Origin of the sequence: Roseovarius maritimus (assembly GCF_043355895.2) — a bacterium.
Lineage (GTDB): Bacteria > Pseudomonadota > Alphaproteobacteria > Rhodobacterales > Rhodobacteraceae > Roseovarius > Roseovarius maritimus.
Map to the genome: position 1 here is coordinate 399,158 of NZ_JBHFPF020000003.1, position 19,506 is coordinate 418,663.

Annotated in this window: 17 protein-coding genes and 1 tRNA gene; 8 read left to right on the top strand and 10 right to left on the bottom strand. The window is 63.1% G+C overall.

The genetic code is table 11. The annotated features are described in order from the left end of the window. Positions 1-21 precede the first annotated feature (21 nt). Positions 22-1,068 carry a rod shape-determining protein gene (locus tag ACEWPM_RS09280; RefSeq protein ID WP_393933566.1) on the bottom strand — a complete coding sequence of 349 codons (1,047 nt, stop codon included), beginning with the start codon at positions 1,066-1,068 and terminating at the stop codon, positions 22-24. Between the two features lie 215 nt (positions 1,069-1,283). On the opposite strand from ACEWPM_RS09280, the gene ACEWPM_RS09285 reads away from it, so the two are divergent. Genes ACEWPM_RS09285 through ACEWPM_RS09295 form a run of 3 tightly spaced genes read left to right on the top strand, consistent with a single transcriptional unit; the run spans position 1,284 to position 2,743 of the window. After that, positions 1,284-1,490, top strand: a complete 207-nt coding sequence (locus tag ACEWPM_RS09285) for a hypothetical protein (protein WP_393961390.1) — start codon at positions 1,284-1,286, stop codon at positions 1,488-1,490. A gap of 18 nt (positions 1,491-1,508) precedes the next feature. Then, positions 1,509-2,375, top strand: coding sequence for an urea carboxylase-associated family protein (locus ACEWPM_RS09290; RefSeq protein WP_393961391.1), 867 nt, complete (start codon positions 1,509-1,511; stop codon positions 2,373-2,375). Further along, positions 2,372-2,743, top strand: coding sequence for a cupin domain-containing protein (locus ACEWPM_RS09295; RefSeq protein ID WP_393961392.1), 372 nt, complete (start codon positions 2,372-2,374; stop codon positions 2,741-2,743). The genes ACEWPM_RS09290 and ACEWPM_RS09295 overlap by 4 nt, the downstream gene beginning before the upstream one ends. Before the next feature lie 7 nt (positions 2,744-2,750). Here the strand turns inward: ACEWPM_RS09295 and ACEWPM_RS09300 are convergent, their stop codons facing one another. The 3 genes from ACEWPM_RS09300 to ctaD form a co-directional block, all read right to left on the bottom strand. After that, on the bottom strand, positions 2,751-4,064 hold the full coding sequence (locus tag ACEWPM_RS09300; protein WP_393961393.1) for a Hint domain-containing protein: 1,314 nt from the start codon (positions 4,062-4,064) through the stop codon (positions 2,751-2,753). A 115-nt stretch (positions 4,065-4,179) separates the two neighbouring features. Then, a complete protein-coding gene (locus ACEWPM_RS09305; protein WP_393961394.1) occupies positions 4,180-5,283 on the bottom strand; it encodes a sensor histidine kinase in 1,104 nt (367 codons plus the stop codon). A 163-nt stretch (positions 5,284-5,446) separates the two neighbouring features. Beyond that, a complete protein-coding gene (gene ctaD / locus ACEWPM_RS09310; protein WP_393961395.1) occupies positions 5,447-7,123 on the bottom strand; it encodes a cytochrome c oxidase subunit I in 1,677 nt (558 codons plus the stop codon). Between the two features lie 304 nt (positions 7,124-7,427). On the opposite strand from ctaD, the gene ACEWPM_RS09315 reads away from it, so the two are divergent. Beyond that, the gene (locus ACEWPM_RS09315; protein ID WP_393961396.1) at positions 7,428-7,823 is read left to right on the top strand and encodes a hypothetical protein; all 396 of its coding nucleotides are present in this window, start codon (positions 7,428-7,430) and stop codon (positions 7,821-7,823) included. Positions 7,824-7,968: 145 nt separating this feature from the next. On the opposite strand, the gene lipB is transcribed toward ACEWPM_RS09315, so the two are convergent. Then, complete coding sequence (gene lipB, locus ACEWPM_RS09320) at positions 7,969-8,619, bottom strand: lipoyl(octanoyl) transferase LipB (RefSeq protein WP_393961397.1); 651 nt, start codon at positions 8,617-8,619, stop codon at positions 7,969-7,971. A gap of 135 nt (positions 8,620-8,754) precedes the next feature. Here lipB and ACEWPM_RS09325 point away from each other — a divergent pair. Then, a tRNA-Leu gene (locus ACEWPM_RS09325) sits at positions 8,755-8,840 on the top strand. 62 nt (positions 8,841-8,902) lie between these two features. Here ACEWPM_RS09325 and ACEWPM_RS09330 read toward each other — a convergent pair. After that, positions 8,903-9,994, bottom strand: coding sequence for a serine hydrolase domain-containing protein (locus ACEWPM_RS09330; protein ID WP_393961398.1), 1,092 nt, complete (start codon positions 9,992-9,994; stop codon positions 8,903-8,905). Positions 9,995-10,167: 173 nt separating this feature from the next. Here ACEWPM_RS09330 and ACEWPM_RS09335 point away from each other — a divergent pair, with 173 nt between their 5' ends. Next, on the top strand, positions 10,168-11,322 hold the full coding sequence (locus ACEWPM_RS09335) for a benzoate/H(+) symporter BenE family transporter (protein ID WP_393961399.1): 1,155 nt from the start codon (positions 10,168-10,170) through the stop codon (positions 11,320-11,322). Between the two features lie 109 nt (positions 11,323-11,431). After that, entirely contained in the window at positions 11,432-12,766 is a 1,335-nt protein-coding gene (gene tig / locus ACEWPM_RS09340; protein WP_393961400.1) for a trigger factor, read from the top strand. A 169-nt stretch (positions 12,767-12,935) separates the two neighbouring features. Here the strand turns inward: tig and ACEWPM_RS09345 are convergent, their stop codons facing one another. Then, positions 12,936-14,321 carry an IS1182 family transposase gene (locus tag ACEWPM_RS09345; protein WP_393961401.1) on the bottom strand — a complete coding sequence of 462 codons (1,386 nt, stop codon included), beginning with the start codon at positions 14,319-14,321 and terminating at the stop codon, positions 12,936-12,938. Between the two features lie 405 nt (positions 14,322-14,726). Here ACEWPM_RS09345 and ACEWPM_RS09350 point away from each other — a divergent pair, with 405 nt between their 5' ends. Further along, positions 14,727-15,425 carry an imm11 family protein gene (locus tag ACEWPM_RS09350; protein WP_393961402.1) on the top strand — a complete coding sequence of 233 codons (699 nt, stop codon included), beginning with the start codon at positions 14,727-14,729 and terminating at the stop codon, positions 15,423-15,425. A 237-nt stretch (positions 15,426-15,662) separates the two neighbouring features. Here ACEWPM_RS09350 and metG read toward each other — a convergent pair whose 3' ends face one another. From metG to ACEWPM_RS09365, 3 genes are all read right to left on the bottom strand, one after another. Beyond that, on the bottom strand, positions 15,663-17,381 hold the full coding sequence (metG, locus tag ACEWPM_RS09355) for a methionine--tRNA ligase (protein ID WP_393961403.1): 1,719 nt from the start codon (positions 17,379-17,381) through the stop codon (positions 15,663-15,665). A gap of 86 nt (positions 17,382-17,467) precedes the next feature. Beyond that, complete coding sequence (locus tag ACEWPM_RS09360; RefSeq protein ID WP_393961404.1) at positions 17,468-18,691, bottom strand: MFS transporter; 1,224 nt, start codon at positions 18,689-18,691, stop codon at positions 17,468-17,470. A 146-nt stretch (positions 18,692-18,837) separates the two neighbouring features. Continuing rightward, complete coding sequence (locus tag ACEWPM_RS09365) at positions 18,838-19,437, bottom strand: ImuA family protein (RefSeq protein ID WP_393961405.1); 600 nt, start codon at positions 19,435-19,437, stop codon at positions 18,838-18,840. Positions 19,438-19,506: the final 69 nt, after the last annotated feature.

Below are 19,506 nucleotides of genomic sequence, written 5' to 3' on the forward strand. Positions count from 1 at the left end.
CGGCCGCGCGGCGCGGACGCATCAGCTGTCGTAGTCTATCGCGTGACGCAGCTGTTTTTCGAATTCCAGCGCCTTTCCGGTGCCGAGCGCCACGCAATTCAGGCTCTCATCCGCGATGCTGACGGCAAGGCCGGTCTGCTCGCGCAGCGCCAGATCCAGATCGCCCAGCAGCGCGCCGCCCCCGGTCAGCATGACGCCCCGGTCGACGATATCCGCCGCCAGATCCGGCGGCGTGGCTTCGAGCGCGGTCATCACGGCCTCGCAGATCTGCTGCACCGGCTCCGACAGCGCCTCGGCGACTTGTGCCTGACTGATCTCGGTCTCTTTTGGCACGCCGTTCAGCAGGTCACGGCCCCGGATACGCATCGTCTCGCCGCGCCCGTCATCGGGCATGCGAGCGGTGCCGATCGAGGTTTTGATCCGCTCGGCCGTGGCATCGCCGATCAGCAGGTTTTGCTGACGGCGCAGGTAGTTGATGATCGCCTCATCCATCCGGTCACCGCCGACGCGCACCGAGCGGGCATAGACGATGTCGCCCAGTGACAGGACCGCCACCTCGGTCGTGCCGCCGCCGATATCCACGACCATGTTGCCGGTGGGATCGGTGATGGGCATGCCCGCGCCGATGGCCGCCGCGATGGGTTCGGCGATCAGGCCCGCGCGGCGCGCGCCGGCGCTCAGCACCGATTGGCGGATCGCGCGTTTCTCGACCGGGGTCGCGCCGTGGGGCACGCAGACGATGATCTTGGGCTTGGAGAAGGTCGTGCGCTTGTGCACCTTGCGGATGAAATGCTTGATCATCGCCTCGGCTGTGTCGAAATCGGCAATGACGCCCTCGCGCATGGGGCGGATCGCCTCGATGCTGCCGGGCGTGCGGCCCAGCATCAGCTTGGCATCCTCGCCCACGGCCAGCACCTTCCGCACGCCGTCCTTGACGTGATAGGCCACGACGGAAGGCTCGGACAGGATGATCCCGCGGCCCTTGACGTAGACCAGCGTATTCGCCGTGCCGAGGTCGATGGCCATGTCCGAGGTGAACATTCCCGGAATTCTGCTCAGTATGGACATGAGAGGCGGTGTCCTGTCTTTGGGTGCAAACGCAAAAGGGCGACTCTGGGCCGCTGATATCTGGCCCTTATAGAGAGGGGCAGGGCGCGGATAAAGGGGCTGTTTCGCGCCTTTCAGCGTCAATTCGCCGGTATCCATGATGATGCCCCGGCTTGAGTGCGGCGCCGTGCCGCGCTACCCCTAGCCGGGCTGAGTGGTCAGGAGGGCGAAGGCAGGTGTTTGTCGTAATCGGACTGGTGGTCGCGTTCGTCCTGCTCGTGATCTTTTCGAACGCACGCACGCGCAATTGCCGCTGGCGCGAGGACCGGACACGCGACCGGGGCGGCCAGCGCTATTTTCGCTGTCTGCAATGCGGCCATGAGACCTATACGGAAACGGGCAAACCGCCCAAAATCTGCCTGGCGAACACGCCCGGGCCCTGAACGCGCAAGAGGATCAAGATGATAGAGCCACAAGATGCCGATGCGCGCCGCGACGTCGCCCCCGTAATCTGCTACCCGAACGAGACGCTGCCGGTGCCTGACATGGCGCTATACGAGGCTGCCCGCGCAGGTGCAGTCAAGACTGGCGAGGTTCTGGTCCCCCCGCGCGAGGCCAAGGCGTTCCGCGTCGGGGCCGGGCAGTTCTTTCGCATCACGTCGGTGGACGGGCCGCAGGTGGGCGATCTGAACCTCTGGAACGCGGCCGATCTGACCGAGCGGTTCTATTCCGGCAAGACGCGCGCGCTGCATGGCACTCATATCACGCGGGGCGAGCGCATGTGGTCCAGCCTGCCCTCTCTGCGCCCCATGGCGACTATCCTCAGCGATACGCTGGAATGGTATGGTATCGACCGGTTCGGCGGGTCCGTGCATGACGTGATCGGTACGCGCTGCGATCCCTACACGCATAATCTGCTGGCGGGCGGGCAGTATCACCATTGCTGCCATTCCAACCTCACCCGCGCCCTGGCGGATGAGGTGGGGTTGAGCCTGGCCGAGGCCGAGCGCCACGTGCATGACGTGCTCAACGTCTTCATGTGCACCGGATTCACCCACGACACGGGGCAGTACTTCATGAAGGCCAGCCCCGTGCGCCCTGGCGATTATCTGGAGTTCTTCGCCGAAATCGACCTGATCGGCGCGCTCTCGGCCTGTCCGGGGGGCGATTGCTCGGCCCAGCATTCCAGCGACCGCGCAGCCTGCTACCCCTTGCTGGTCGAGACCTTTGCGCCCGCGCCCGGCGCGCTGGAGGGCTGGGCCGCGCCGGAGCCAAACGGATATGACCGCAGCCACGGGCGCGGGCCGGTGGCAGGGCGCGCCGGATGATCGGCTATGCGCCCGGCTGCGATGTCGGCCCGCTTGAGGAGTGGCCGATGACCGCCGCCGCCAGCGATTACGTGATCCTGCGGGGCGCGCCGCGCACCTTCGGGCGGCTGGACGCAGGCGGGTCGGGGCATGTCACGCGCTTCGGCATCTGGCGCTGCACGCCCGGCGCCTTTCAATGCACCGAGCAGGGCGACGAGTTGATGACGGTCCTCTCCGGGCGCTGCGTCCTGACGGATCACGGCACCGGCGAGAAGCGCGCGCTGCGCGCGGGCGACAGCCTGTTCCTTCGGGATGGCAGCCGTGTAACCTGGGACGTGACCGAGGAGCTGACCAAGGTCTTCTTCGGGCAGAAGCCCGGCGGGTATTGAGGCCGCGTCATCCGGCAAGCGCGCGGTCTGCGGGCAAGTCTGGCGGGCGGATCAGCGGCTTGCGGTTCTTGATGTGCCGCTTGATCAACTGACGCCACCGGTTTCCGCGGGTGGGGCAGGGCCGCGCCAGAACGTCCGAGCTGATGCGCATGCCGGGCCGCGCCTGCAGCGTGCGGATCTGATCCATTGCCTGCGGGCCCAGGGCCAGCATGGCTTGTTCCCCAAGCAGCAGGCTTTCGCAGGGCAAGCCTTCGGCAAAGATCACTTCATGTACGTCAAAAAGCAGGTGGTAATAATGCACTTCCCCCGACTCGCCCAGCTGCCGGATGCCGCCGAGCGCCGTCAGCTTCTTGGCAGGCAGGAGAATCTCGGGCTGGCCGAAAATCCGCTCGGCAATGGGTGAGGCGATGCAGATACGATGCTGGGGCGACACCCGCAAGGAGCGGTCCGGTAGCCCCGGGCCCATCGCGCCCGCGTCGATGCAGACGGGCGACTGATGCGGATTGCGCTTCAGGTACTCGGCCTCAAGCACCTGCAGGCCGAGCCAGCGCAACGGTTGAAGCCCGTGATCGGTCGTCCGAACCAGGTCGCCGACTGCCAGCGTCTCGACAGGGCAGGGCCCGTCCGCCGTGTCGATCAACGTGCCTTGGGCAAAACAGACGATATTCGTGGTCTCGATATTGCTGGTTTTATCGGGTGTGCTGGCGGTAAAGAGCGTATCGCCGCCATTGCCGCCGTCCAGTTCCTTGATTGCCCCATCATTGGCGATGAAGATCCGGTCATTGCCGTCTTCGGTCTTGATCTTGTCCGCCGAGGCATCATCGCCGAGGCGGACTGTGTCATCGCCTTTTCCGGTCTCGACATCCTGCAAACTGGCCCGGTCCCCCACGATCAGGATATCGTCGGCCTCGCCCAATTTCAGGCCGCTGAGGATCGTGAAATCATCGCCCAGTGTGACGGTGTTCGGGCCATTCGCGGCGCCGTCAATCTTTTCGATAGAGACGCCGTCCCCTGCGTCGACGACAAGGCCGTCGGCGGATTTCGCGTCGATCTTGATGCTCGACAGGTCGACATTGTCCGCAATGCTGAAGGTCGGGGTCAGGCTTGCGCCGATCTTGATGTCGAAGTCATTCGCATTGCTACTGTCGATGCGCAGCTCGAAATCCACGTTGCTGCCGGTGGTCTGGAAGTCGATTTTGTCCGCAGCCGAGGACGACAGGATGAATACATCCCCGTCAGAGACCTGAATTTGGCCGCCCGCCCGGATTTCGCCGGGGCCGAGTGTAACGCTATCCTTGTCGACGATTGTATAGGTTGGCATCTGATCCCCCACATCCGGCAGCGTTGGTGCAGGGGAATATGACAATGAGTCGTAAAGCGGGTTTTAACCGGACAATTTGCCAGAATTTCGGCCGGTGTCCGCCCGATATGGCCCGCTATGTTTGGGCAGTATCGATCACGAATTCCAGCGCGAGCCTCAGGCCCTCGGGCGACGATACCACCTCCAGATCCGTATTCAGCTCGGCGGTGATGACCTGCGCGATCAGCGTGCCAAGGCCGCCTTCCTCCGTCTTGGTCTCGGGCGGAAGGCCGACACCCGTATCACTGCAGGAGATGCGCATTGTGCCCGCCGCCTTGCCTGGCTCGGCGCGCACGGTGACGGTGCCTCGCCTGCCGTCCGGGAAGGCGTGCTTGAAGGAGTTGGCGACAAACTCGTTGACCAGCGTTCCAACGGCCACGGCCTGACCCGCAGGCGCCTGAGATGCACTGGCCTCCAGGTTCAGGGTCACGCCAACCGGTGCCATCGCGCCGAGATACCCGACCAGCTCGGTCAGGTAGGCCTGCAGATCCACGATCGAGCCGTTGTCGTTCAGGTAGAGCTGCCGATGCAGTTGCGAGACCGCCTCGATCCGAGACCGCACGGTGCGAAGTGCGCGGCGTGCCTCGGTGCCAACCGCGCGCCGCTCCTGGATCGAGACAAGCGAGGAGAGCGATTGCAGCGAATTCTTGACGCGGTGATCGACCTCCTGCCGCAGCAGCTTGTTGCCGTTCAGCGCGCGCCGCATGTCGAGCTGCGCCATCACTTGCCGGGCCAGAACGCGCAAGGTATCGCGCTGCAGCGGGGTTAATTCGCGCGGCTGGTAATCCAGAACGCAGAGCGTTCCAAGCGGCAGCCCATCGTCGGATTTCAGCAGGGCACCCGCGTAGAATCGCAGGCCCGGAGTGCCCGTACAGAGCGGATTGTCGACCATGCGCGGATCGTGCAGCGTGTCTGGGATCTCGACGAAATCCTCCTCAAGGATGACATGGCTGCAAATCGAGGTGGCAAGGGGCGCCTCACGCACGCCAAGGCCCACCTCGGCCTTGAACCATTGCCGGTCCGCGTCGATCAGGTTGACTACCGAAATGGCGGTGCCGCAAATCTGCGAGGCAAGCTGCGCGATGTCGTCGAAATCGGCCTCTCGGTCCGTGTCCAGAATTTCGTAGCTCTGCAAAAGCTCAAGCCGCTTGTCTTGCTGAGGGTGCTTGAGAGCTTCCAAATCGCCATCCTGTTCTGCGGGCCGCCGCCGTGCAATCAGCGCGTATTGTTCAGGTTTCTCTGCGAGCGTCAATTCCTGTTTACCTTTTGCCCCGCTCAGCCGGGCAAACGAGAAAGGCCCCGAATCTCTCCGGGGCCTTTTGAGTTTTGCAGTCCGGCGACGCCTAGTGCGCGTGGCCCTTGTCCCAGTCTTCCCGCTGAGGAAGCTGCTCGAACGTATGCTCGGGCGGCGGGCTGGGCAGGGTCCATTCCAGCGTGTCGGCATACTCGTTCCACGGGTTCTTCTCGGTGGCCTTCTTGCCCTTGAACAGCGCATAAAGAATCACGACGAAGAAGAACACGAAGCTGGCGAAGCTGAGGAATGCACCGATCGAGGACCAGTAATTCCAGGTCGCGAATGCCTCGGGATAGTCGATATAGCGACGGGGCATGCCCTGACGGCCCAGGAAGTGCTGCGGGAAGAACGTGAGGTTCGCACCGATGAACATCGCGTAGAAGTGCAGCTGACCGGCCCATTCTGGATACATGCGGCCCGTCATCTTGGGGAAGTAGAAGTAGATCCCCGCAAAGATGGCGAAGACGGCACCAAGGCTCATCACGTAGTGGAAATGCGCGACGACATAATAAGTGTCGTGATACGCGCGGTCGATCCCGGCCTGGCTGAGCACGATGCCCGTCACGCCGCCCACGGTGAAGAGGAAGAGGAAGCCGAACGCCCAAAGCATCGGCGTCTTGAACTCGATCGAGCCGCCCCACATTGTCGCGATCCAGCTAAACACCTTCACGCCTGTCGGCACCGCGATCACCATGGTGGCCAGCATGAAGTAGGACTGCTGCGTCAGCGACATGCCTACGGTGTACATGTGGTGCGCCCAGACGACGAAGCCCAGCGCGCCAATGGCGATCAAGGCCCATACCATCGGCAGATAGCCAAAGATCGGCTTGCGGCTGAACGTTGCGATGACGTGGCTGATGATGCCGAAACCGGGCAGGATGATGATGTAAACTTCCGGGTGCCCGAAGAACCACAGGATATGCTGATAAAGCACCGGATCGCCGCCACCTGCGGGGTCAAAGAAAGTCGTCCCGAAGTTGCGGTCCGTCAGCAACATGGTGATGGCGCCCGCCAGGACGGGTAGCGACAGCAGGATCAGCCACGCGGTAACGAAGATGGACCAGGCAAAAAGCGGCACCTTGAAGAGGGTCATGCCCGGCGCACGCATGTTGAGGAATGTCGTGATCATGTTGATCGCGCCCAGGATCGAGCTGGCGCCCGACACGTGGACGGCAAAGATCGCGAGGTCCATCGAGATGCCCGGCGAGTTGGTCGAGAGCGGTGGATAGAGAACCCAGCCGACACCAGCGCCCAGCTCTCCGCCCAAGCCGCCCGGCGTCAGCAGCGATGCAACACCCAGCGCGGTTCCGGCCACATACATCCAGTAGCTGAGGTTGTTCATCCGCGGGAACGCCATGTCGGGCGCCCCGATCTGCAACGGCATCAGGTAGTTGCCGAAGCCGCCGAACAGGGCGGGAATCACCACGAAGAACATCATCAGGACGCCGTGATAGGTGATCATCACGTTCCACAGATGTCCGTCCGGCGTGCATGTCGCAGCAGAATCGGCGATGAATCGCGCGCCTTCGAGGCACATGTACTGAACGCCGGGCTCCATGAGCTCGAGACGCATATAGACGGTGAAAAGAACCGAGAGCAGGCCGACAATCGCCGACGTGATCAGGTAAAGGATACCGATATCCTTGTGGTTCGTGGACATGAACCACCGGGTGAAGAACCCTCGTTCGTCGTGGTGGTCTTGGCCATGAATGGCTGCATCTGCCATTGGGTGCCTCCTGCTGGTATGAATCCGGACGCACCTTTACTGCCGTGCGCACGCGGTATGCTGAAGGCTGTTTTAATCCGCCGGGCCGCGCCCGGCAACGCTGTAGTGGCCCGTTTGGCAAATAAAATTGTCGCACCCCCTTAGTGTTTCGCGCCCCGTTTGCCCGGCGTTGGCCCCCAATGCCGCGAAAAAATATCGGGCTGGCCGGAACCTGATCGCGATGCGCCGTGTTGTGCACTCAAGCGACGCAAGACCCCGGCATGACGCAGGGAAGCGTTGTCTGAAAAGAACATAGGAGATTGTAATGACAAACTTTCGTAAACTGAGCACCGCCGCCGCCGCACTCGCCCTGACCACCGCAATGTCGACCGGTGCATTCGCCGCAAGCCACGGTGACCACGACATGACGTGTGGTGAGTACAACGCCATGAGCGCGGACGATCAGCTTTCTGCACGTTCGGAAATGGGCCGCGAAGGCGCGCGCGATGCGGCAATGGGCGAAGACTCCACGGAAGCCGGCGTCGCCACCGAGCAGGCAAACGATGACGGCACTCAGAACGATGATGCCGGTCGCGAGGGCATGCGCGACGAAGCGATGGGCGATGACGAAGCCTATGCCGCATCGATCGTCGAGCACTGCAAAGGCGGCGATGACCTGATGGTCAAGGACGCCATGCACCCGACCGCCAAAGCCGAATAACGCTGCCCGCTCGCGCAGCCGCCGGTCCCGTCCCTTCTGAACGGCGGCCTGCACGACCAAGCGTTAAGGCTCGCAACCCCCCAAAGGTTGCGGGCCGTTTCATTTTCCAATGGATGCCTTGCCGGCGGAGGCGTTAGACGCCCGATCAGCCCTCGAAAATATCGTCAAAGCGGCGCCGCAGGGCGACGTCGACATCTTCCATCGTGACGGGCAGGCCCAGATCCACGAGGCTGGTGACGCCGTGCTGGGCGATGCCACAGGGCACGATGCCGCTGAAATGCTCGAGGTCCGGCTCGACATTGATCGAGATGCCGTGAAAGCTGATCCACTTGCGCAGGCGCACGCCAATCGCGGCAATCTTCTCTTCGGGCGGAGTCCCATCCGGTCCCAGCGGTTTGTCCTGCCGGGTGACCCAGACACCGACGCGGCCCTCGCGCAGCTCGCCGGTAACGTTGAACTCGTCCAATACCACGATCACCCACGCCTCGAGCTGGCGGACAAAGGCGCGGACGTCGCGCCCTCGCGCGCCCACATTCAGCATGACATAGACCACCCGCTGACCCGGACCGTGATAGGTATACTGCCCACCGCGCCGTGCCTCGAAGACGGGGAATCGCGTGGGATCGATCAGGTCCTCGGGGCGCGCGGAAGTGCCGGAGGTATAGAGGGGCGGATGCTCCAGCAGCCAGACAAGCTCGGGCGCGGTGCCGTCGGCGATCCCCGCGACACGCGCCTCCATCTCGGCCAGGGCCTCATCATAACCGGTCAGGCCGGGCGATATCTTCCATTCCACCATGGGCCGGGTGATACACCGCCCTCGCGCGCAGGAAAAGCGCGCGTTACGCGCGATCCAGACAGATTTGCCGTCAACAGAATTTGCTCTTCACAAAGCGATCCAGAGTCGCTAAACGCCGTGGCACACCATGACAGTGCGGTCGTGGCGGAATGGTAGACGCGCAGCGTTGAGGTCGCTGTGGGGTAAAACCCGTGGAAGTTCGAGTCTTCTCGACCGCACCAGCTCTTCTTAGATGTGACGGCGATGCGCGCGCTCCGGGGGCTCCTTGGGGCCGTGGGCTGTATCATTCGCCGAGCAGACCCCGGGACATCAATCCGTTGAATAGCTCTTGAAAGCCGCCGAGGTCATTTTCCGGGCGTCCGTTGAAGAGCGCGACGAGAGTAGAACCGTTCGCGCTTCGCGCGACCAGCGAGAAGGTGCCGGGCATGCTGCCGTAATGGGTCAACACGGTGCCTTCGTCAATATTCCAGATCCGCCAGCCCAGACCGTAATACTGCGTTCCTTCCGCGAAACCGGGGGACAGAAACACATCCTCGTCGAGCGGGCCCGCTGCGAAGGCGAGGTAGTCTTCGGCGCTTCCGATCCAGCCGCCGGCCGCGGCGATGATTTCGGGGCGTAGGGCCGCGAATTCGCCTTCCTGCTGCGCGACAGCATGGGCCACAGTCACATCGCCATTTTCCATCGTGAGTCCGTCCAGTCGCCCTGAAAGAAGTTGCCGCGCCGCGGCCTCGTAGGACATTCCTGTGCGCTTCTCGATTATCCGCCCAAGCCAGCAATAGCCGATATTTGAATAGGCGTAGGCGGCGCCCGGATCAGCGTCGAGGGGCAGGGCCAGCATGGCATCGGCATAGGGTGCGCAGCCCTGCGTGGACGGCGCGTCCAGATCTAAGCGGGCGCGAAGTTCGGCGCCGGTCAGGAAAAAGGCGTCGAATGAGGCTGCACGGTCCCAACCGCCGCTGTGATGCAACAGATGCTCTATCGTCACGTCGGCCATGCGTGGATCGACGCTGCGTGCGACTTGCGGAAAGAGTGACGCCAGCGTCGTTGCGAGCGCTATTTCATCGTCCTTCCGGATCAGCGCAAGCATCGCCGCCGAGGTGATGGGCTTGGATAGACTCGCCAGCTTGAAACGGTCCGAGACGGTCATCTCGCGCCCGGTTTCAGGGTCGGCCAATCCGAAGGCGCGCAGCGTGGGCGCCTTGCCTGCGCTGCCATAAGCTACAACGGCGCCCGGAATGTCGTGCCGCTTCATGAAACGCGCGATCAGGTTCGCGGTGCGCTTTTCGTGCGACGGAAAAGCTGGGATGAAAAAGACAGCTGCGAGCGCGATTGCAGCGAGAAGAACCAGGAAGAGGAGCTTGCGGGAGAGGGTCATGTCGGTCTTGCGTCTCGCTGTACGGCCCGTGGGCGCGGAATTCCAACGTACCGCATTCGCCGCAAGAATCCCGCCCGAGTTTCGAGTCGCGATGTATTGCGCCCGAAGGAGAGACTGTGCAACGTCGCCCCGGCCCGTTTTTGGGCCTGCCTCGCTGCCCGAAAGACCATATCATGCGCATGTCCGTCATTGTTTCGGCCCTCGTGGCAGTCCTCGTGGGCTTTGGCGGCTCAGTCGCGATCATCCTGTCGGCAGCGGATGCGTTGGGCGCCACCGAAGGCCAGAAGGCGACGTGGATCACTGTGCTCTGCCTGTCAATGATGGCAACCACGGCGATTCTCAGCATCCGGCACCGCCTGCCGATCGTCACGGCGTGGTCGACGCCGGGCGCGGCGGTGCTGGCGGCGGTCAGCTCGACATCGATGGATGTGGCGGTCGGGGCTTTCGTGATCGCGGCGCTCATGCTGATCGCGACGGGCCTTGTCCCGGCGCTGGAGAAGGCGGTGGCTCGCATTCCGGGCGAGGTCGCCTCGGCCATGCTGGCGGGTGTTCTGTTCAGCTTTGTCGCGCAGGCGGCGCTGGTGATACCGGGGGCAGAGGCGCTGGTGCTGCCGCTGCTTGCACTTTTCTTCGTGGTGCGGGCCTTCTCGCCGATCTGGGCGGTGCTGGCCGTGCTGGCGGCGGGTGTGCCGCTGGCAATCGCGCTTGGGCTGGCGGATCCTGTCTGGCAGGGCGGGTTGCCGCCGATGCAGCTCATCCGGCCCGAATGGGATGCGGGCGCGGTGCTGGGCGTCGCGATTCCGCTTTATCTGGTGACGATGGCCTCGCAGAACCTGCCCGGCTTTGCCGTGCTGCGCGCGGCGGGCTACCCGGTGCCGGGGCGCTCGATCCTCACGGTAACGGGGCTGGCCTCGCTCGTCTCGGCGCCCTTCGGCGCGCATAGCACGAATCTTGCCGCCATCACCGCGTCGATCTGCACCGGTCCCGACGCGCATCCTGATCCGGCCAGACGCTGGCTCACGGGGCCGGTCTATGCGGCGGGCTACGCCGCGATCACGCTGGTCGCGATGCCGCTTGTTCTTCTGTTCGCCAGCTTCCCGCCCGAGCTGATTGCGGTGGTCGCGGGCGTGGCGCTGCTCGGACCTTTTATCGGCGCGCTGGGCGGGGCGCTTGCGACGGGCACCTATGCGGCGCCGGCGGCGGTCACGTTCGTCGTCACCGCCTCGGGCCTGACGCTCATGGGTGTGGGCGCCGCCTTCTGGGGCCTGATCGCCGGACTGGCGCTGACGGGCGTGGAGGCTGCGCGTGCGGCGCTTCGCCGGGGCTGACACATTCCAAGACTCCCCTTGCGCGCAATGCGGTGCGCCCCTAGAAAGCGCTTGATTTTGACCGCCGCGGACGCCTCCGCGGCCCGAATGCAATGGATAAGGACGAACAATGCAGGTCACCGAGACCCAGAACGAAGGCCTCAAGCGCGCCTATACGATGCTCCTCACCGCTCAGGAGCTGGACGCCAAGGTCATGGACAAGCTGAAAGAAGCGCAGCCGGACGTCGAGATGAAGGGCTTTCGCAAGGGCAAGGTGCCCCTCGCGCTGCTCAAGAAGAACTTTGGCCAGCGCGTGATGGGCGAAGCCATGCAAGAGGCCGTCGATGACGCCATGAAGGCGCATTTCGCCGAAGCCGGTGTGCGCCCCGCCGCCGAGCCTGCGATGAAGATGACCAACGAGGATTGGAAAGAGGGCGACGACGTCGAGGTCGAAATGTCCTACGAGGCGCTGCCCGAGATCCCCGATCTCGACCTTTCCAAGATCAAGCTGGAGCGTCTGAAGGTCGTTCCCGACGATGCAGCCGTTGACGAGGCGTTGCAGAACCTCGCGTCGAACGCGCAGGATTTCGAGGACCGCAAGAAAGGCTCCAAGGCCAAGGACGGCGACCAGATCACGATGGATTTCGTCGGCAAGGTCGACGGCGAGGCGTTCGAGGGTGGCTCGGCCGAGGATTACCCTCTGGTGCTGGGCAGCAATAGCTTCATCCCCGGCTTCGAAGAGCAGCTGGTCGGCGTGAAGGCCGATGAGGAAAAGGACGTCACCGTCAACTTCCCCGAGGACTATCAGGCCGAGCATCTGGCCGGCAAAGAGGCCGTTTTCAGTTGCACCATCAAGGCCGTGAAGGCCCCCAAGGATGCCGAGATCGACGACGAGTTGGCCAAGAAATTCGGCTCGGAAGATCTGGACGCGCTGAAAGGCCAGATCCGCGAGCGCCTCGAGGCCGAGTATGGCAGCGCCGCTCGCGCCGTCATGAAGCGCGCCATGCTGGACGAGTTGGACAAGATGGTCAGCTTTGATCTGCCCCCCTCGATGGTCGAGCAGGAAGCCAAGCAGATCGCGCATCAACTGTGGCATGACGACAACCCGGACGTGAAGGGTCACGATCACCCCGAGATCGAGACCACGGACGAGCACAACAAGCTGGCCGAGCGTCGCGTGCGTCTGGGCCTTCTGCTCGCCGAGCTGGGCCAGCGCGCAGAGATCCAGGTGACCGATCAGGAAATGACGCAGGCCATCATGGAGCAGGCCCGCCAGTATCCGGGGCAAGAGCGTCAGTTCTTTGAGTTCATCCAGCAGAACCAGCAGATGCAGCAGCAGATGCGCGCGCCGATCTTCGAGGACAAGGTCATCGATTATGTCGCCGAGCAGGCCAAGGTGACCGAGAAAGAGGTCTCGAAAGCCGAACTGGAGAAAGAGATCGAGAAGCTGGACGAAGAGGCGTAAGCGCTTCTATCGTTAGCCAGAATTGGGAAGGGCGGGCCGATTGGTCCGCCCTTTTGCGTTTGATGGTGGAGCCTGCGGCGAAGGGCCCCTTTGAGCCGATTCTGTGGAAAAACTAACGTTTGCGAGCGCAGAAATGGCTGTTCCAAATGCGGCGCGAGCGCCTTTTCTATCAGGCTTTTCGCGTTTGCTGCGGTGCGGGAAAGACCTTGGCCAGTTTCCGGAGGTTTTGGGCGGTGGCGGCGAGGAGGAATTCGTCATTTGCACCGCATGGGCCACGTAATCGCAGTCGGCCCAGGCCGAGGATCCGTTTGAGGTGCGCGAAGAGCATCTCGACCTTTTTCCGGAGCTTCATCGAGATGTCGTATTGGCGGGTCTTGGCGATGTCGCGGGCGACCTGGCGGGCGTCTTCATGCTCTTCGCGGGTGATCTTGCGCGCCTCGGCGTTGGGGCAGCATTTGGCTTTGGATGGGCACGCCTGGCAGACGACCTTCAATGCGCGGTAGCGGGCCGTTCCTTTGCCGGTCGGCCCCCGGCTCGGGTCTGAGTAGTTGCGTCGGAACTGCTTGAGCTCATGGCCCTCGGGGCAGGTGTATTGGTCGTTCTCGGCGTCCCACTCGAAGTCCGCCCGCGTCCAAGTGCCGTCGCTGTGCCCGGACTTGTCGAACACCGGTATGTGCGGGGCGATCTTGCGGTCGACCAGCCAGCCCAGCATCGGCCCGGTGCCATAGGCCGTATCCGCAATCAGGCGTTCTGGATGCAGCTCGAAGCGGTCCTTCACCCTCTTCAACATCGTCTTGGTCGATCCAACCTCTGCCTGCCGGATCGATCGCGTGGCTTCGACATCGACGATCACGCCGTGGTCGGTGTCGATTAGGTAATTGTCGGAATAACTGAAGAATGCCGGCCCCTTGCGGGCTGCGGTCCACTGGCTGGCCGGGTCGGAATGCGAGGTGAACTTGGGCTGCACCTCGCTGGCCGCGCCAAATGCGGCCTCATCCAGCGTGTCGAGATACTCGCGCACGGCACGGGGCGCGTCAGCCGGGTTGATCCGCGCCACGTCCCAGTCGTCCTTCGGCGTGGAGTTCTGCTTGTTCGCATCGGCCTCGATCAGGCTGGCATCGATGGCCATGCGTTGGCCACTGACCAGACCTTCCGCGATGCAGCGCGCAACCGTTGTCTCAAACAGGTGTCGTAGAAGTTGGCTCTCGCGGAAACGCCCATGTCGGTTCTTGGAAAATGTCGAGTGATCCGGCACACGGTCGTTCAGATCGAGGCGGCAAAACCAGCGATACGCCAGGTTCAGGTGGACCTCTTCACAAAGCCGCCGCTCGGACCGGATGCCAAAGCAATAGCCCACCAACAGCATCCGGATCAGCAGCTCGGGATCGACCGACGGACGGCCGGTATGGCTGTGAAATTCGGTCAGATGGGCACGAATGCTGCTCAGGTCGACGAACCGATCAATGGAGCGAAGAAGATGGTCTTGCGGAACGTGATCTTCCAGCGAGAACTCATAGAAAAGTGCTGCCTGCGCTTCCTGTCTCGGTCCCAACATTGCTCAATTCTCCCGCTGGCCAGAAGAATTGAATCAGCAACTTACGCTTCGATCAAGCACGAGTTTTTCAACAAAATAAGCCCATAGCGACCGATGCTGCGTTAGGCGGATATGTCCGCTATTCAACAAGTGCTTAACTATGTGACGGAATAGAGCGTGGTTTATCTCCAAATATACAGCACGAGAAAATCCAAAGACCTTGCGGACGGAGCTGCAAATGAGAAATGCGACCCACCACCAACACGGATCAAGCGTCTTCGAACGCCCCTGATTGTCCCAGGTTGCAATCAACCGGATATTGGGTATGTTTTTTCCAAACAATGTCACGTTCGATGACATGACCAAGAGGTCGCTGAAAATAGTGCGACCGATCATGTGAATAACGCTGATCCAATGGGGTGACCGATGGCAGTATTCCTTGATGTTGACTACTCGGGCCCGCATTGGAACAAATTCAGGCTGGAACCCGCGACAGATAGAGATAAAGCGCGCATCGCTGCTGGCAAGGCCAAACTGAAGGCAGATCGCACGGCGTTCCTCGTCGACAAGGACAAGGATGTTCCAAGTCACGCCTTTGGCGCGCAGGAACGTCCAAGGAACCCAGAGTTTTTGCCCCACGCCCTGAGACTGGTGAAAGGCAGAAAATTGCCTGATTATGATCATTGTTTTTCGGGCGGAAGCACGGGATATGCAAATGCTCCGCTCGTAAGCGAAGCCATGAAGGACCTTATCGAGGCGCACCGCAGCACGGCGGACGGGTGGCAGTTCTTCCCAATCGAGATCGTAGGCAAGGACGACACAGCTCTTACCACCTACCATGCGTGGTGCGTGCATCGGGTCCGCGATGCGATCGACGAGGCCTCCACAGGGGTCGAACCCGTTTCAGGCGGGTCGAGTCCTCTCACCCATTACTTGAGTTACACCGGACCGCGCGTCCAGGAGCGTCTGATGCTGCACAAGTCGGTGATCGAAGGTCTGAACGCGTGGATCGACAACCGCTTTTTCCCGGGCAGCTATTTTTTCGTGTCCGACAAATTGTTCGCTGCGTTGCAAGACGCCGGGTTCAGCGGATTCGCGGCACAATCGAAATGGTCCGAAGCCTAGATCGCCGAGAAAGTCCTGCTTGGATGGATTGGTACACAGCGATGAAACCAGTCCTTTTTTGCCTCGCGATACCTTTCGGAAAGCGGCCCTTGGCGCAGCCGCAGCGAATTCCCGCTGTGTCCGCCATAGCGGACACGGGCCGTCCAAGATCACACTCGGGCGCGAAATTGCCTTCCAAGGTTCATCGACAGCCTGCCTATATCAAGTTGGCATAGCCCTATCGCCTCGCCGCGTCCGCTACTCCCTCACGCCCGAAAACCGCGCATGCCATTCCTCACGCTGCTCATCCGTAATCTTGGCAAACGCCACGTCCGGCACTGCAAAGGCGTGCCCCGGCTCTAGCACACCCAGCGCTGCGCGCACATCATCAGGCCAGCTGTCATCCTCGGTCCGCATCGCCTTCAGCATGTCGGCGGCGGCATCGGGCACGAACGGCGCGCTCAGCACGCCGTAGAGGCGCACGAGGTTCAGCGCGAGGCGGATCTGTGCGGCCGCCTTGTCGGGATCGGTCTTGAACGTGGTCCAGGGCGCGACCGATTGCAGATACTCGTTGCCGGCCACCCAGATCCCGCGCAGCTCGGCGGCGGATTTGCGGACTTCCATCGCCTCCATATGCTGCTCATAGGCGCGCACGCGGGTGGTGATGTTCTCGATCAGTGCCTCTTCCTCGGGGCCGAACGCGCCTGCCTCGGGCACCGCCTCGCCGAATTTCGAGCGGCAGAACTTGGTCACGCGGCTGACGAAATTGCCCAGGACGTCGGCCAGATCCTTGTTCACGGAAGCCTGGAAATTCTCCCATGTGAATTCGGCATCGCTCGACTCGGGCGCATGGCTCAGCAGCCACCAGCGCCAGTAATCCGGCGGCAGGATGTCCAGCGCCTGATCCATGAAGACGCCGCGACCTTGGGACGTGCTGAACTGCCCGCCATCGTAATTGAGGTAGTTGAACGACTTGATGTAATCGACCAGCTTCCACGGCTCGCCGCTGCCCAGAATGGTAGCGGGAAAGCTGAGCGTGTGGAAGGGCACGTTATCCTTGCCCATGAACTGCGTATAGCGCACGTCGTCGGCGCCTTTGTCGGTGCGCCACCACCGCTCCCACGCGTCATCATTCAGGCCATGCGCCTCGGCCCATTCACCGGCGCAGGCGATATATTCGATTGGCGCATCGAACCACACGTAGAAGACCTTGCCCTCCATGCCGGGCCAATCCTTGTCGCCGCGCTTGACCGGGATGCCCCAATCCAGATCGCGGGTGATACCCCGGTCCTGCAGGCCGTCGCCATCATTCAGCCATTTGCGAGCGATCGAGGTGGTCAGGATAGGCCAGTCGGTCTGCTCGTCGATCCAGGCATTCAGCTGATCGCGCATGCCGGACTGCATGAGATAGAGGTGCTTGGTCTCGCGCACCTCCAGATCGGTCGAGCCGGAAATGGCGCTGCGCGGGTCGATGAGGTCGGTCGGGTCCAGCTGCTTGGTGCAATTCTCGCACTGGTCGCCGCGTGCCTTGTCATAGCCGCAGTTGGGGCAGGTGCCCTCGATATAGCGGTCGGGCAGGAAGCGGCCATCGGCCTTGGAGTAGACCTGACTTTCCGTCACTTCACGGATCAGGCCCTGATCGGCGAGGCGGCCCGCGAAATGCTGGGTCAGCGCATGGTTCTGCTTGCTGGACGAACGCCCGAAATGATCAAAGCTGAGACGAAAGCCCTTGGCGATCTCGGCCTGGACGCCGTGCATCTCGGCGCAATATTGCGCCACGGGCTTGCCGGCCTTCTTGGCGGCCAGCTCGGCGGGGGTGCCATGCTCATCCGTCGCGCAGAGGAACATCACCTCGTGGCCGCGCCCGCGCAGGTAGCGTGCATAAAGGTCCGCAGGCAGCTGGCTGCCCACAAGATTGCCCAGATGCTTGATCCCGTTGATATAGGGAATTGCCGATGTGATCAGATGCCGTGCCATGCCGCGCCCCTCTTGGTGTCTTGGGGCCCGCTTTAGCGCAGGCAGTCTTGCTTTGCCAGAGGATCGGCGGCCTTGGCCCCGGCCCTTCAGCCCTTGTCGCGAAAGCGCTGCGTCAGGCGGCCCACGATGAACGAGGTGCGCGGACTCCACACATAGCGGGTGCGCGCGGCCTTGGTTGGCCGCACGCGCATCCGCGTCAGGCCAAAGACGATCAGCACCCCATGTGCCACCGCGATCATGATGAACATGGCCGAGGGGCCAAAGCCCGCGATCAGCTTGGACGCGACCAGCGGCGCCGCAATCGCGCCGAGCGCGTAGAAGAACATCAGCGCCGCCGACAGCTCGACCCGCTGGTCCGAGGTGGCGAAGTCATTGGCATGGGCCACCGATACCGAATAGATCGGAAAGGACGTCAGACCAAAGAAGAACGCCGTCAGCATCACCCCATTGGCCGAGAGAGCGCCCAGCCACGCGGTCACGATGCAGCAGATCACGGCGGCGATGGACAAACCTATCAGCACGTGGCGCCTGTCATACTTGTCCGCCAGCCATCCCACCGGAACCTGCGCCAGCGCGCCGCCCAGAACGAAGGCGGCCAGAAACCATGCGATCTGCTCGACCGCCAATCCCACCTGCTGGCCGTAAAGCGGGCCGACCATGCGAAAGGTCGCGCTGCTGAGCGCTGCGGTGACCACGCCCGCCGCCGCGAGGGGCGAGCAGGCGATGGCCAGCATGGGCCGCAGGCGCGGCGCGCTGGGCGTCGCGGGCTGCTCGGCCTTGGTCAGTGTAATGGGCAGAAGGGCCGCACAGCAGATCAGCGCGAGGATGTTGTAGGAGATGTAGGACGCGGGCTCGAGCACCGAGATCAGCATCTGCGCAAAGAGCGACGCGCCCATGTCCGCGACGCGGTAGACGCCCATCGCCCGCCCGCGCGTCTCATTCGTGACCTTGGCCTGCAGCCATGCTTCCAGCACCGTGTAGCAGCCCGCAACGCAAAGCCCCATCGCGACCCGCATCAGCGCCCAGGCATAGGCGTCGATCACCATCATATGGGCGATCAGCGACATCGCCCCGGCGGCGGTAAAGGCGGCGAAGGCGCGGCTGTGTCCGACGCTGCCCATCAGGCGCGGCGCCCACCAGCAGCCGATGAAGAACCCCAGGAAATGCGCCGAGCCAAGAAGGCCGATTTCAGCCGTGCTGAAGCTGAGGGCAAGGCCGCTGAGCGCATCGAGCGGGCCGACGCCCCCCGACGATAGCTGCATCAGGACGACCGACAGGAACAGCGCCGCGAAAGAGATGATCATGCGCATGGTGCTGCTTTCCCGCTTGGATGTGCCACCGGCTGCCGGTGAGATTGCACAGCCCCGCATGGAAAGCCAAGCCCGCCCCGTTCTTCTTGCTGCAAATATCCCGGCCGGAGGCTCCGGCGCGAGCGGCAGGCGGTGGCGCTTGCGTGTCAGGCCTCGGCCGCGTCCATGCGCCAGCGCCCCGGCGCGCCCGACAGATGCCATGAGGCGGGCGGCGCGGTGCGCGCGCGGGTGCGGGTCAAACTCCACCCCGGCGCGCCGGGGCGATGCGCGGGAGCCATGTGCCAGCGCGTCTCGATGCCGGGCGCGCCGCCTGCGCCGGGGGTCAGGATCAAGCCCAGAGGGGCGCCCATCTTCATTGCAGCGCCCGCTTCGGCGGCCAGGTGTAGGCGCCGCACCGGTGTCAGGCCCGGCGGGCCGGGCAGATCGGCCACCACCAGCGGAGCCGCGCCGCTGCGCAGCGCTTCTTCCAGGGTCCAGAGGGTATCGGCGGGCCGCTCGGGTGCGACCCAGATGAACCGCTCGGGGCCGGTAAAGGCGGCCATGCCATCGGGGTTCAGTGCGCCCGCCTGCCAGGGGGGCGCAATCCACAGCACCGGCCCCTGCGTGGCAGCGGCGATCAGCATGGCCAGCATGTGCCGCGCCGGCCCGCACGCTTCGTGCAGGCGGGCCAGCGGCAGGGCGATATCGCCTAGAACGGGCAGGGCCGCGTGGCCTTTTTTGGCGTCGAGATTCGGAAGTATGGACATGAGATAATAATATTTTGTTCGCTAAATGTTCTCAACCGGCATTTTGCGCGTGACGCCGCGCGCCCAGAC

Bases quoted from the DNA above. Each gene is read 5' to 3' on its own strand.
- ACEWPM_RS09280 (WP_393933566.1), bottom strand. From the start codon at position 1,068: ATGTCCATACTGAGCAGAATTCCGGGAATGTTCACCTCGGACATGGCC.
- ACEWPM_RS09315 (WP_393961396.1), top strand. From the start codon at position 7,428: ATGACAAACTTTCGTAAACTGAGCACCGCCGCCGCCGCACTCGCCCTG.
- ACEWPM_RS09330 (WP_393961398.1), bottom strand. From the start codon at position 9,994: ATGACCCTCTCCCGCAAGCTCCTCTTCCTGGTTCTTCTCGCTGCAATC.
- ACEWPM_RS09290 (WP_393961391.1), top strand. From the start codon at position 1,509: ATGATAGAGCCACAAGATGCCGATGCGCGCCGCGACGTCGCCCCCGTA.
- ACEWPM_RS09295 (WP_393961392.1), top strand. From the start codon at position 2,372: ATGATCGGCTATGCGCCCGGCTGCGATGTCGGCCCGCTTGAGGAGTGG.
- ACEWPM_RS09300 (WP_393961393.1), bottom strand. From the start codon at position 4,064: ATGCCAACCTATACAATCGTCGACAAGGATAGCGTTACACTCGGCCCC.
- ACEWPM_RS09360 (WP_393961404.1), bottom strand. From the start codon at position 18,691: ATGCGCATGATCATCTCTTTCGCGGCGCTGTTCCTGTCGGTCGTCCTG.
- ACEWPM_RS09345 (WP_393961401.1), bottom strand. From the start codon at position 14,321: ATGTTGGGACCGAGACAGGAAGCGCAGGCAGCACTTTTCTATGAGTTC.
- tig (WP_393961400.1), top strand. From the start codon at position 11,432: ATGCAGGTCACCGAGACCCAGAACGAAGGCCTCAAGCGCGCCTATACG.
- ACEWPM_RS09350 (WP_393961402.1), top strand. From the start codon at position 14,727: ATGGCAGTATTCCTTGATGTTGACTACTCGGGCCCGCATTGGAACAAA.
- lipB (WP_393961397.1), bottom strand. From the start codon at position 8,619: ATGGTGGAATGGAAGATATCGCCCGGCCTGACCGGTTATGATGAGGCC.
- ctaD (WP_393961395.1), bottom strand. From the start codon at position 7,123: ATGGCAGATGCAGCCATTCATGGCCAAGACCACCACGACGAACGAGGG.
- metG (WP_393961403.1), bottom strand. From the start codon at position 17,381: ATGGCACGGCATCTGATCACATCGGCAATTCCCTATATCAACGGGATC.
- ACEWPM_RS09365 (WP_393961405.1), bottom strand. From the start codon at position 19,437: ATGTCCATACTTCCGAATCTCGACGCCAAAAAAGGCCACGCGGCCCTG.
- ACEWPM_RS09335 (WP_393961399.1), top strand. From the start codon at position 10,168: ATGCGCATGTCCGTCATTGTTTCGGCCCTCGTGGCAGTCCTCGTGGGC.